Source organism: Nonomuraea sp. NPDC049158 (assembly GCF_040648335.1).
Classification (GTDB): Bacteria; Actinomycetota; Actinomycetes; order Streptosporangiales; family Streptosporangiaceae; genus Nonomuraea.
This window is the reverse complement of the sequence record NZ_JBEZDM010000015.1, coordinates 206,378-219,165: the sequence shown is the minus strand read 5'-3', so window position 1 is coordinate 219,165 and position 12,788 is coordinate 206,378. Positions and strand designations below refer to the sequence as shown.

Here is a 12,788-nt window from a genome sequence, read left to right as displayed (position 1 = left end):
CCCGCCGTTCCCGCCGGGTGCGGGTGGCCCGCCGGTGCCGCCGGTCGTCGGTGGCGCGCCGGGCGTGGGAGGGCCCGCGCAGCCGCAGCAGACGCTCATCCTGCACGTGCCCGACGCCGCCGCCGCGGCGGCCGAGCTGGCCGGGTGGCTGCGGCCGGGTGACGCGGTCCTGGTCAAGGGGCCTCGGGCGATGGGGCTGGAGCGGACGGCCGAGCTGTTGCTCGGGGGGGCCAAGCAGTGACCGACATCATCATCGCCGGTGCGGTGGGGCTGATCCTTTCGATGCTCGGGACGCCCCTGGCCATCCGGCTGTTCTCCCGGCGCGGTTACGGCCAGGAGATCCGCGAGGAGGGCCCGTCCGGGCACCACGGCAAGCGGGGCACGCCCACCATGGGCGGCACCGTGATCGTGCTGGCCTCGCTGCTCGCCTACGGCGCCTCCCGCCTGGCCACGCTGTCGGCGCCGACCGTCTCGGGGATGCTGGTGCTGTTCCTGATGACCGGGCTCGGCGCGGTCGGCTTCCTCGACGACTTCATCAAGATCTACAAGCAGCGCAGCCTCGGCCTGCGCAGCGGCGCCAAGGCGCTCGGCCAGCTCGTCATCGGCGCGATCTTCGCGGTGCTGGTGACCCAGCAGGCCAACGTCTACGGCATCACCCCCGCCGAGCCCCGGCTGTCGTTCCTGCGCGACTTCGGGCCCTCGCTCGGCATCGTGGGCTTCACCATCTGGGTCCTCATCATGATCGTCGGGTTCTCCAACGCGGTGAACCTCACCGACGGCCTCGACGGCCTGGCCAGTGGCGCGACCGGGGTGGTGCTCGGCGCGTACGTGCTGATCGGCAACTGGCAGCTGCGCAACAACTGCATCGACCAGCTCGGCCCCAACTGCTACTGGGTGCGAGACCCGCTCGACCTGGCCGTGGTGGCCGCGGCCGTGCTCGGTGCGCTGATCGGGTTCCTGTGGTGGAACGCCCCGCCCGCGAAGATCTTCATGGGCGACACCGGCTCGCTGGCCCTGGGCGGGGTGCTGGCCGGGCTGGCCATCGCCACCCGTACCCAGCTGCTGCTCATCATCCTGGCCGGGCTGTGCGTGATCATCACGATGTCGGTGATCATCCAGGTCGGTTTCTTCAAGATGACCGGTAAACGGGTGTTCAGGATGGCGCCGCTGCAGCACCACTTCGAGCTCAAGGGCTGGGCCGAGACCACGATCGTGGTCCGCTTCTGGCTCATCGCCGGTCTCTGCGCGGCCCTCGGGCTCGGGCTGTTCTATGTCGAATGGATGCCCAAGTAATGGCTCTCACCTGCGTGGCCGGGCTCGGCGTCTCCGGCACCGCCGTGGCGCGGGTGCTCGCCGCGCGGGGTGAGCCCGTAGTCGTGGTCGAGGCCGCCGAGGACGAACGCCGGCGCGCCGTGGCCGCCGAGCTCGCCGGCCTCGGCGTCGAGGTGCGCTTCGGCCCGATGGAGCTGCCGGCGGGCGTCACCCGGCTCGTCACCACCGGCTGGGCGCCGCACCACCCGCTGATCGCCGCGGCCCTCGCGGCGGGCGTCGAGGTGGTCGGGGAGGTGGAGCTGGCCTGGCGGCTGCGCCCCGCCCAGGCGGCCCCGTGGCTCGCGCTGACCGGCACCAACGGCAAGACGACCGTGGTCCGCATGCTCACCTCCATTCTGCTGGCCGCCGGGCGCAAGGCGCTGGCCGTGGGCAATGTGGGCGTGCCCGTGGTCGAGGCCGTGGGGGAGCCGTACGACGCCCTGGCCGTCGAGCTGTCGAGCTTCCAGCTGCACTGGTCGAGCACGCTCGCCCCGCACGCCGCCGCGATACTCAACGTGGCGCCCGACCACCTCGACTGGCACGGCTCGATGGAGGCCTACGCCGAGGCCAAGGGCCGCATCTTCGAGCGCGCGGGCACCGTGGTCTACAACGCCGACGACCCCGAGGCGTCGCGGCTCGCCGCCCCCTACCCGGACAAGGTCGGCTTCACGCTGCGCGTGCCCCGGCCCGGCCAGCTGGGCGTGGTGGAGGACCTGCTGGTGGACCGGGCGTTCGTGGCGGACCCCGCCGAGGCCGCCGAGGAGCTCGCGACCCTCGCCGACGTCCGCCCCCTCGCGCCGCACAACGTGGCCAACGCGCTCGCCGCCGCCGCGCTGGCCCGCACGCTCGGCGTCGCCCCCGACGCCGTACGCCAGGGCCTGCGCGACTTCGTGCCCGACCCGCACCGCATGGCGCACGTCGAGCGGGTCGGCGAGGTCGACTACGTCGACGACTCCAAGGCCACCAACCCGCACGCCGCCGCCGCGGCGCTGTCGGCCTACCCGTCGATCGTGTGGATCGCGGGCGGCCAGCTCAAGGGCGCCGACGTCGACGACCTGGTACGCCGGGCGGCGCCCAGGCTGCGCGGCGCGGTGCTGCTGGGCGCGGATCGCGCCCGGATCGCCGAAGCTCTGGCGCGACACGCGCCGAATGTCCCCGTCGTGGACATCTCCGCCCAAGACACTGGTGCGATGGATCGTGTCGTCACCGAAGCCGCCAGGCTCGCCTCCCCCGGAGACACCGTGTTGCTGTCGCCGGCCGGCGCGTCGCTGGACATGTTCGCCAACTACCCGGCCCGAGGGGAGGCCTTCGCGCGAGCCGTACGCGGCCTGGAGGCGGCCACGTGAGCACGACCACCTCTCCACAGGCTCCGGAGCGGCCACAGCAGAGCGCGGTCGAAGGGCCGACCCGCTGGATCCGCGACCAGCTCGCCGTGCTCAAGGAGCTGCTGGACAAGCCGCTGGCCAACTATTACCTCATCATCGGCTGCAGCGGGCTGCTGCTCGCGCTCGGGCTGATGATGGTGCTGTCGGCCTCCAGCATCGAGGCGATGAGGGTGACCGACAGCCCGTTCACCTGGTTCATCAAGCAGTCGCTGTCGGCCGGGCTGGGCCTGACGCTCATGTGGGTCTGCTCCCGGCTGCCGCACAAGTTCTTCCGCTGGGCGGGCTACCCGCTGATGGCGCTGTCGTTCATCGGTCTGGTCATGGTGCTGTTCATCGGCTCGTCCCAGCTGGGCGCCCAGCGGTGGATCGACGTCGGCTCCTACAGCATCCAGCCCTCGGAGCCCGCCAAGCTGGCTCTGGCGCTTTGGGGGGCCGACCTGCTGGCCCGCAGGGCGCGGCAGGGCCGCATCGAGTGGCGGCAGCTGCTCATCCCGCTCATGCCGGGCACCGCGCTCCTGGCCGTCATGGTCATGTTCGGCCGTGACCTGGGCACCACGCTGGTGCTGTTCATGGTCTTCCTGTCGCTGCTGTGGGTGGTCGGCGCGCCGGTGAAGCTGTTCGGCGGCATCCTGTCGCTCGCCGTGCTGGCCACGCTGATCATGATCAAGGTGGAGCCGTACCGCATGGCGCGCATCGGCGCGTTCCTCAACCCATGGGCCGACGCCCAGGGCGACGGATACCAGGCCGTACAGGGGCAGATGGCCATGGCCTCCGGCAGCTGGTTCGGGCTCGGCCTGGGCAGCAGCCGGGCGAAGTGGAGCTGGCTGCCCCACGGCGAGAGCGACTTCATCTTCGCCATTCTGGGCGAGGAGCTCGGGCTGATGGGCACCCTGACCGTGGTGGTGCTCTTCGGGCTGCTCGGCTACGCGGGCCTGCGGGTCGCCGCCCGGGTCAAGGACCCCTTCGTACGGCTGGCCGCCGCCGCCGTCGTGGCCTGGATCGTCGGCCAGGCCGTCGTCAACATGGGCGCGGTGCTCGGCGTGGTGCCCATCACCGGCATCCCGCTGCCGCTGCTCTCCTACGGGGGGTCGGCGCTGCTGCCGACCCTCGCCGCCCTGGGGATGCTGTTGTCCTTCGCGAAACGTGAGCCGGGCGCGCGCGAGGCTCTGGCCGCTCGTGGCCCCGGACCGGCCGTACGGGCCCTAAGCTGGCTTGGCCTGGGGGGAACGACCAAAGGCCGAGTGAGACGTTAGGGAGTGACCTAGATGAGGGTGGTCCTCGCCGGTGGCGGGACGGCCGGGCACATCGAGCCGGCTCTCGCCCTTGCGGACGCGCTGCGCCATTATGACCAGCGCATCGGCATAACCTGCGTGGGCACCGAACGCGGCCTCGAAACCCGCCTGGTCCCGGCCAGGGGATACGAGCTCGAGCTGGTGCCGGCGGTGCCGCTGCCGAGGGCGATCACGCCCCGGCTGCTGACCGTGCCCGGCCGGCTGGCCGGGGCGGTCAACGCGGTGGCGGCGATACTCGACCGCGTCCAGGCCGACGTCCTGGTGGGCTTCGGCGGCTATGTGGCGACCCCGGCCTACCTGGCGGCCAAGCGGCGCGGCCTGCCGATCGTGGTGCACGAGGCCAACCCGCGGCCCGGCCTGGCCAACCGGCTGGGCGCCCGGCTCACCGACCACGTCTTCACCGGCTTCCCCGACCACGTGCTGGGCAAGGCCGAATACATCGGCACCCCGCTGCGCCGGGAGATCGTCTCGCTCGACCGGCTGTCGATGGGCGACAAGGCCCGCTCCTGGTTCGGGCTGCAGACCGACCGGCCCACGCTGCTGGTGTTCGGCGGTTCCCAGGGGGCCAGGTCGCTCAACGAGGCCGCGCTGGCCGCCGCGCCGGTCCTGCGCTCGGCGGGCGTGCAGGTGCTGCACGTGCTCGGCCCCAAGAACACCGTCGAGCGCGAGCCGCCGCCCGGCGACCCCCAATACGTCCTGCTGCCCTACGTCGACCGCATGGATCTCGCGTACGCCGCCGCCGACTTCGCGCTGTGCCGCAGCGGCGCGCTGACCTGCGCCGAGCTCACCGCGGTCGGGCTGCCCGCCGCCTACGTGCCACTGCCGCACGGCAACGGCGAGCAGCGGATCAACGCCGAGCGCATCGCGGCGGGCGGTGGCGGGTTCGTGGTCGGCGACGCCGACCTGTCATCTGATTGGATCGTCCACAACGTCCTTCCCGTGCTCCACAGCCCCGAGCGGGTCGTGGCCCTGTCGGAGGCCGCCTCCAGACTGGGACGGAAGGACGCCGATATCATTCTGGCCAGGAAAGTGTTGGAGATAGCCCGATGAGTCTCGTCAAGCTGGTCGATCCCGTCGCCGCAGAAGAGCTGGGGCGCGTGCACTTCATCGGCATCGGCGGCGCGGGGATGTCCGGGATCGCGCGCATCCTGCTCAAGCGCGGGGTGCGGGTGTCCGGCAGCGACGCCCGCAGCACCGATCAGGTCAACGAGCTGCGCGAGCTCGGCGCGATCGTGCACATCGGCCACGCCGCCTCCCACATCAGGGACGTCGACACCGTGGTGGTGTCCACCGCGATCCGCGACTCCAACCCCGAGCTGGGCGAGGCGCTCAAGCAGGGGCTGCGGGTCATCCCGCGGGCCGCCGCGCTGGCCTCCGTGATGGCCGGGCGCAACGGCGTCGCCGTCGCGGGCACCCACGGCAAGACCACCACCGCCTCGATGATGACCGTCGCGCTGCAGAAGTGCGGGGCCGACCCCTCCTACTGCGTGGGCGGCCAGCTCGTCACCACCGGGCTGGGGGCCGACGAGGGGTCGGGGGAGGTGTTCGTCGCCGAGGCCGACGAGAGCGACGGCTCCTTCCTCATGCTGGCCCCCGACATCGCCGTGGTGACGAACGTCGAGGCCGACCACCTCGACAACTACGGCGACCCGCGGGCCGTGCACGACAGCTTCGCCCGCTTCGCCGACCGCATCGCCTCACTGCTGATCGCCTGCGCCGACGACCCCGGGGCGGCGGAGCTGGCCGAGGTGGCGCGGGCGCGCGGCATCAAGGTCATCACGTACGGCGAGACGGGCGACTACCGCGTGCGCGACGTCCGGCCCGACGGGTTCGGCACCACGTTCACCATCGAGGGCATGGGCGAGGTCCGGCTGGCCGTCCCCGGGGCGCACAACGCGCTCAACGCCACCGCCGTGGTCGCCGTGGCCGTGGCACTGGGGCTGCCGTTCGAGGAGATCAGAGACGGGCTGGCGACCTTCACCGGGGCCAAGCGGCGCTTCGAGGCCAAGGGCGAGGCGGGCGGGGTCGCGGTGTTCGACAGCTACGCCCACCATCCGACCGAGCTGGCCGCCGACCTGAGGGCCGCGCGGGACGTGGTGGCCTCCTACTCGGGCGACGGGCGGGTCATCGCGATCTTCCAGCCGCACCTCTACTCGCGCACCAGGTTCTTCGCCGAGGAGTTCGGGACGGCGCTCGGGCTGGCCGACGAGGCGATCGTGCTCGACGTCTACGGCGCCCGCGAGGACCCCGAGCCCGGCGTCTCGGGGGCCATGGTGGCGGGCCGCGTGCGGCTGCCCGCCGAACAGGTGGTCTACGCGCCGGACCGGGCCTCGGTGCCGGCCCTGGTGGCGGCTCGGGCCCGTGGCGGCGACATCGTGCTGACGATGGGCGCGGGCGACGTGACGGAGCTCGGACCACAGATCCTTGAGCAGCTCTCCGCGGGCTGACCCGGGGGTCGGCTATGCCTGGCGCGGCTCTCTCTGGGACAGCTCTGTGGTCCCCCACGGCCGGCGGCCACAGGCGGCCGGGCGGCGGGGGGTCTGGCGGTGGGGCTCTGGCGTGGCGCCGTGGGCGGTGGCTGGGCGCGGCGTAGGTTCGGTGGCGCACAGCGTGGCGTGGGCCGTGAGTCCTGCGCGGCGTAGGTTCGGTGGCGCACGGCGTGCCGGTTGCGCAAGGCGGGCGACCCTGGGAGGGCGATGAAGGCGCGCAACGCTTTTCTGGTGCTGCTGACCGCCGGAGTGGTGGGCTGCGCCGTCTGGCTGATCTTCTTCTCGCCCGTGCTCGGCGTACGTTCGATCGACATCGTGGGAAATGTCACAGTGCCTGCTGAGCGCATCGAGCAACAGGCCGGAGTGCCGGAGCTGCATCCGCTGGCCACCGTCGATCTGGCCGGCGTGGAGGCCCGGGTGATGCAGATCAGGCAGCTCGCCTCGGCCAAGGTCGACCGGGTCTGGCCGGGCACGCTGAAGATCGAGGTGGTCGAGCGCGAGCCGATCGCCGCGATCACGGCCGGGGGCAAGGCGGCGCTGATCGACAAGGGGGGCGTCGTCATCGAGATCCAGGACATGGTCCCGCCCGGCCTGCCGACGCTCAAGGTGGACCGCCCGGCCGCCGGTGACCCCACGACCATGGCCGCGCTGGGGGTGATCCAGTCGCTGCCCGGCGATCTCGCGGCCAAGGTACGGGGGGTCCGGGCCTCCTCGCCCGAGGGCGTGTCGCTGGAGCTCTCCGACGGCCGCAGCGTGGTCTGGGGCGGGACCGACCGGGGCGCGGACAAGGCTCGCATCCTGCGGACACTCCTACGCCGCAAGGCCGACGTCTACGACGTGAGCTCACCCGACGTGGTGACGCTCAAGTGAGTCTGACCACACCGACGTGGTGACGCTCAAGCGCTAGACCACACCGACGTGGTGAGGCACAAGCGCTAGACCACCTCGACGTTGTGAGGCTCAAGCGTTGGACCACATCGACCTGGTGGCGCTCAGGCGGCGGACCCCACCCGCCTGGTGACGGTCAAGCGACCGGGCTCCGCCGTGCCGCCAACTGAGCCGCCGTCCGGCGTGATCCGGGGGTGGGGTTGGCGCGTCCAATGGGATATGCGCCGCATAAAGGGCGGCGCACCTGTCAGAGCGCGCCGATCATGCCGCCACGCGATGGCCGAGTCTGTCCGGGATGGGGGTTCCGGCGTGAGAGCCTGTAACACGGCGCGTGGCAGAGGAGGGTTCCGACCTGGCGGGACGACGGAGCGAAACGGACAGCCCGCGACACGCCGGACGTGCTTGCGGCGCGGTTAGTTGACCCGCCCGGAGCGTAACTCCTACTGTCCGTATCAATCCTCAGGTTGACATAAATCTGAATCTCAACTTGAGGTTGAGAGTTAACGAAGCAGAGAACGCGGAGACGATCCGCACCGAAATGGCAAGTCAACGAGCGGAAAGGCCCCTCGTCGTGGCAGCACCGCAGAACTACCTCGCGGTCATCAAGGTCGTCGGCATTGGCGGCGGCGGAGTGAACGCCGTCAACCGGATGATCGAGGAGGGACTCAAGGGCGTCGAGTTCATCGCGATAAACACCGACGCCCAGGCGCTGCTGATGAGTGACGCCGACGTCAAACTCGACGTGGGCCGCGAGCTCACCCGCGGGCTGGGCGCCGGCGCCAACCCCGATGTGGGGCGCAAGGCGGCCGAAGACCATCGCGAGGAGATCGAGGAGGTCCTCAAGGGGGCCGACATGGTCTTCGTGACCGCGGGCGAGGGAGGCGGCACCGGCACTGGCGGCGCCCCCGTCGTGGCGAACATCGCCCGATCGCTCGGCGCGCTCACGATCGGTGTCGTGACCCGGCCGTTCAGCTTCGAGGGCCGCCGCAGGGCCTCGCAGGCCGAGGCCGGCATCGAGACCCTGCGCGACGAGGTCGACACGCTGATCGTGATCCCCAATGACCGGCTGCTGTCGATCTCCGACCGGCAGGTGAGCGTGCTCGACGCGTTCAAGGCGGCCGACCAGGTGCTGCTGTCCGGTGTGCAGGGCATCACCGATCTGATCACCACGCCTGGCCTGATCAACCTCGACTTCGCCGATGTCAAGTCGGTCATGTCCGGCGCCGGTTCGGCGCTGATGGGCATCGGCCACGCGCGCGGTGACGACCGCTCGGTCGCCGCGGCCGAGATGGCGGTCTCCAGCCCGCTGCTGGAGGCCAGCATCGACGGCGCCCACGGCGTGCTGCTGTCGATCGCCGGCGGCTCCGACCTCGGCCTGTTCGAGATCAACGAGGCCGCCCAGCTCGTGTCGATGGCGGCCGCGCTCGACGCCAACATCATCTTCGGTACGGTCATCGACGACGCGCTCGGCGACGAGGTCCGCGTCACGGTGATCGCCGCCGGGTTCGACGATGTGCCGCCACCGGCGGAGAAGCCGCTCCCGCGCCCGCAGAGCCGCCCCGCCGCCGCGCCCACGGCTCCGCCCGTGTCGTCGCCGGTACGCCCCAGCGTCTCGGCGCCCAGCGTGAAGGCCGAGCCCGCGCCGCAGCGTTTCGACCAGCGGCCTGAGCTGCGTCCCGAGCCGCGCTCCGACTTCAGGCCCGAGCCTCGCCCCGAGCCGCGCTCCGACTTCAGGCCCGAGCCTCGCCCCGAGCCGCGCTCCGACTTCAGGCCCGAGCCTCGCCCCGAGCCCCTGCCCGAGCCGCGCGCCGACCTCCGTCCCGAACCGCCGCGGCCGGACCAGCGGTCCGACTTCCGCTCCGACCATCGGCCCGAGCCGGTGCGTCCGGTGGAGAGCGCGCCCGAGCCGGCGGCCCACGAGCCGATCGCCGACGAGCCCTCCGGCCCCGTCTCGATCCCGCGGCCCACGCCCGAGCCCGCCAATCCGCCCACGCCCATCACCTCCCGCATGTCGGAGCCCGCCAAACGCCGTCCGGTGGTTTTCGAGGAGCAGGAGGAGGAACTCGACGTCCCCGACTTCCTCAAGTAGCCCGACTCTCCGCCGCTCCTTCCTCACCGGGCCTCGACGGTCCTTCACCGGGGGAATGGAGCGGCGCAGCCGCGTTCGGGGCCGGTTCTTGCGGCCGGGTGATCTGATTCACCTGGCCGGGGGTGATCGGAGCCACGTGGCGGGAGTGATCGGAGTCGCGTGGAGCCGGGGTGGTTGGAGCCAGGTGGCCGGGGTCGCCTTGGCGCGCAGCAGGGTGCCGTCCTCACGTGGAGCGCGGGTGACCGGAATCCGGCGGCCGGGGTGGCCGGACTCGCGCTGAGCCCGGGGTGGCCGGACTCGCGCTGAGCCAGGGGTGGCCGGATTCGCGTAGCGCCGGGGTGACCGGACTCACGTGCCTCGTCACGGCGGCCGGCCCCGTGCGGGATCAGCGGCCGTCTTCCTGGAGGCCCCCGGCCCCGTGCGGCGGGTGGGGCCCACCGGGCTTGCCGTACCAGAAAAACAGTGCCGCACCACATGGGAGGCGCGCCCTGCGGCATAGAGATACCCGAGCGGAGCGAAGAGGTGGACGTGAGCGTGAGTACGGACGAAACCGACCGGACACGGCGCGATGAGAACGACCGGGCGGGGCGCGACGAAACAGACCCGGCGCGGCGGGACGTGGCCGACCGGACGCGGCGGGACGAGATCGCGGCGGGGCTGGCGGAGGTGGAGAAGCGGATCTCCGAGGCGTGCCGGGCGGCCGGGCGCGATCGGAGCGAGGTGACCCTGATCGCCGTGACCAAGACCTACCCCGCCTCCGACGTCCGCCTGCTGTGCGAGCTCGGCGTCCGCGAGGTCGGCGAGAACCGCGACCAGGAGGCCGCCGCCAAGGCGCGCGAATGCCAGGAGCTCCCGCTGACCTGGCACTTCGTCGGCCAGTTGCAGACCAACAAGGTCCGTTCAGTGGTCTCCTACGCCGACGTGATCCACTCCGTGGACCGGCCCAGGCTGGTCGAGGTGATCAGCCGGGAGGCCGAGAAGCAGGGGCGCCAGGTCGGCTGCCTCGTGCAGGTGGCGCTCGACGACGACCCGGCCAGGGGCGGTGCCAGGCCCGCCGACGTACCGGAGATCGCCGACCTGATCGCCGCGGCCGCGCACCTGTGGCTGGGCGGGGTGATGGCCGTGGCGCCGCTGGGGGAGGACCCGGGCAAGGCGTTCGCCCGGCTGCGAGAGTTGGCCGCCGCCGTACGGGAGCGCCACCCCCGTGCCACGATGCTCTCGGCGGGCATGAGCGATGACCTCGGCGCGGCCGTCGCGCACGGCGCGACACACGTTCGGGTCGGTACGGCGTTGCTCGGTCGTCGCAAGCTCTTCGTCAGGTAATGTCCCGTCAAGTGGGTCTTACAGGCCCACCACCACAAGTAGAGGTCGATCAGCGGTGAGCTCCAAGGGGGTACGGCTGCCGCCTCGGACCCGGCGACAGGCCCGAGCGAGTGCGACCATGAGCAGGAGGACGACGTAGCGATGGCCGGCGCGATGCGCAAGATGGCGGTCTACCTCGGTCTCGTGGAGGACGACCGCTACGAGAGGTATGAGACCTACCCCGACGAGTACGCCTACGAGGACGAGCCCCCGCGGACCGGCGAGGAGCGGGCCGTAGCGGTCCAGGAACGCGACGACGAGGCAGACTCCGGGGTCCCCGCGCCGAGGCCATCCACGACCGTCCTGGAGCGCCGTACGACCGATCTGGCGCGCATCACCACCCTCCATCCGCGGACCTACAATGAGGCCCGGACGATCGGCGAGCACTTCCGCGACGGCACCCCGGTCATCATGAACCTGACCGAGATGGTTGACAGCGACGCAAAACGCCTGGTCGATTTCGCGGCAGGTCTGGTCTTTGGCCTACATGGCAGCATTGAACGTGTTACCAACAAGGTGTTCCTGTTGTCCCCAGCCAATGTCGAGGTGACCGCCGAGGACAAGGCTCGAATCGCGGAACGCGGGTTCTTCAACCAGAGTTAGAGTCTCTGTATGTCTATCGCACCCAACCAGGCCTCACCGAGGCTCGGCGGGCACATCGGAAGTGGAGGCGCGGCCAGACCGTGGGGATCGTAAGCCAGATCTTGGTCGTTGTCCTGTCTCTGTACTTGGTGCTGCTCATCGGCAGGATGATCTTTGAGACGGTCCAGGCGTTCGCCCGTCAGTGGCGCCCCTCGGGCGTCGTGCTCGTGCTTGCCGAGGCCACCTATACCGCAACCGACCCACCTCTCAAGTTCCTCCGCCGTTTCATTCCCCCGCTCCGGTTGGGTACGGTGGCCTTTGACCTAAGCTTCACAGTCCTCTTCATCATCGTCCTGCTCTTGATCCAGTTCGCCGGATTGCTGGGCACGCGGTGACACGGGCCGTGAGGCACCGGTCGTGATCCAACTCGTGTCCGCGCTGAAGTGATTCGGGTTAACCGTCCCTCCGGACAGACTCCAAGCGCGCCAAGGAGACCAAAAGATGCCGCTGACGCCCGCTGATGTGCGGAACAAGCAGTTCAGTACCACTCGGCTACGGCCGGGCTACGACGAAGAAGAGGTCGACGCCTTCCTCGACGAAGTCGAGGCTGAGCTCGACCGCCTGATCCAAGAGAACGAGGAGCTCCGCGCCAAGCTGGCCGAGTGCCTGCGCGGTAAGGTGCCCGGGGGCATGAGCATGCCCATGGCCTCCGCTCCGGTGCAGGAGCAGCCGAAGCCCGAGATGATGATGCCGCCGCAGCCGGAGCCGATGAAGGTTCCCGAGCCGCAGCAGCAGCCTCAGCCGGTCCCCGTCATGAACATGCCTCCGGCCGAGGACAACATGGACACCGCGGCCCGCGTGCTCGCGCTGGCCCAGCAGACCGCCGACCAGGCGATCTCCGACGCCCGCCGCGAGGCGGACGAGACGGTCACCCGCGCCCGCCGCGAGGCCGACGAGATCCTCACCAAGGCTCGCCGCCAGGCCGAGCAGGTCATCGGCGACGCCCGTGCCCGCGCCGAGACGCTCGAGCGCGACGCGCAGGAGCGTCACCGCCAGGCCATGGGTTCCCTCGTCCAGACCCGTGACGAGCTGGAGCGCAAGGTCGAGGAGCTGCGCAGCTTCGAACGCGAATACCGCAGCCGCCTCAAGCTCTACCTGGAGAACCAGCTCGCCGAGCTGAACGTCTCCGCGGAAGGCAGCGGTGGCTTCCCGGTCATGACCGGCGGCGGTCCCTCGGCGGCGGCTCCGGCCATGTCGCACGCGGTGCCTCAGGGTGGTCAGCAGCCTCTCCCCGGTGGTCCCAACCCCTTCGGCGGTGAATCCCCGCAGGGCGCTTTCCCCGGCGGTGACGGTCCGCACAACGACCGCCGGTAAAGTAGCGGGTCATCAA

The 12,788-nt window shown here is 71.0% G+C and carries 11 protein-coding genes and 1 pseudogene; all 12 read left to right on the top strand.

Features of this window, described 5'->3' with window-relative positions:
* Positions 1-241: pseudogene (locus tag AB0B61_RS30645) on the top strand (hypothetical protein); the annotation flags it as partial.
* Positions 238-1,293: a phospho-N-acetylmuramoyl-pentapeptide-transferase gene (gene mraY, locus AB0B61_RS30640; protein ID WP_225291786.1), complete on the top strand. Its 1,056-nt coding sequence runs from the start codon at positions 238-240 to the stop codon at positions 1,291-1,293. The pseudogene AB0B61_RS30645 and the gene mraY, both read left to right, overlap by 4 nt.
* Positions 1,293-2,657 carry a UDP-N-acetylmuramoyl-L-alanine--D-glutamate ligase gene (gene murD / locus AB0B61_RS30635; protein WP_358438958.1) on the top strand — a complete coding sequence of 455 codons (1,365 nt, stop codon included), beginning with the start codon at positions 1,293-1,295 and terminating at the stop codon, positions 2,655-2,657. The genes mraY and murD overlap by 1 nt, the downstream gene beginning before the upstream one ends.
* A 68-nt stretch (positions 2,658-2,725) precedes the next feature.
* Positions 2,726-3,949, top strand: coding sequence for a putative lipid II flippase FtsW (gene ftsW / locus AB0B61_RS30630; protein ID WP_358438996.1), 1,224 nt, complete (start codon positions 2,726-2,728; stop codon positions 3,947-3,949).
* A gap of 12 nt (positions 3,950-3,961) precedes the next feature.
* On the top strand, positions 3,962-5,038 hold the full coding sequence (gene murG / locus AB0B61_RS30625) for an undecaprenyldiphospho-muramoylpentapeptide beta-N-acetylglucosaminyltransferase (RefSeq protein ID WP_225291784.1): 1,077 nt from the start codon (positions 3,962-3,964) through the stop codon (positions 5,036-5,038).
* Positions 5,035-6,435, top strand: coding sequence for a UDP-N-acetylmuramate--L-alanine ligase (murC, locus tag AB0B61_RS30620; RefSeq protein ID WP_358438955.1), 1,401 nt, complete (start codon positions 5,035-5,037; stop codon positions 6,433-6,435). Before murG ends, murC begins: the two co-directional genes overlap by 4 nt.
* Positions 6,436-6,684: 249 nt before the next feature.
* Positions 6,685-7,347: an FtsQ-type POTRA domain-containing protein gene (locus AB0B61_RS30615; protein ID WP_358438953.1), complete on the top strand. Its 663-nt coding sequence runs from the start codon at positions 6,685-6,687 to the stop codon at positions 7,345-7,347.
* A gap of 589 nt (positions 7,348-7,936) precedes the next feature.
* Entirely contained in the window at positions 7,937-9,454 is a 1,518-nt protein-coding gene (gene ftsZ, locus AB0B61_RS30610) for a cell division protein FtsZ (RefSeq protein ID WP_358438951.1), read from the top strand.
* A 618-nt stretch (positions 9,455-10,072) separates the two neighbouring features.
* Positions 10,073-10,777 carry a YggS family pyridoxal phosphate-dependent enzyme gene (locus AB0B61_RS30605; RefSeq protein WP_358438993.1) on the top strand — a complete coding sequence of 235 codons (705 nt, stop codon included), beginning with the start codon at positions 10,073-10,075 and terminating at the stop codon, positions 10,775-10,777.
* Between the two features lie 141 nt (positions 10,778-10,918).
* Positions 10,919-11,419, top strand: coding sequence for a cell division protein SepF (gene sepF / locus AB0B61_RS30600; protein WP_225291780.1), 501 nt, complete (start codon positions 10,919-10,921; stop codon positions 11,417-11,419).
* An 80-nt stretch (positions 11,420-11,499) separates the two neighbouring features.
* Positions 11,500-11,793, top strand: a complete 294-nt coding sequence (locus AB0B61_RS30595; protein ID WP_358438949.1) for a YggT family protein — start codon at positions 11,500-11,502, stop codon at positions 11,791-11,793.
* A gap of 106 nt (positions 11,794-11,899) precedes the next feature.
* Entirely contained in the window at positions 11,900-12,772 is an 873-nt protein-coding gene (locus AB0B61_RS30590; RefSeq protein ID WP_358438946.1) for a DivIVA domain-containing protein, read from the top strand.
* Positions 12,773-12,788 lie beyond the last annotated feature (16 nt).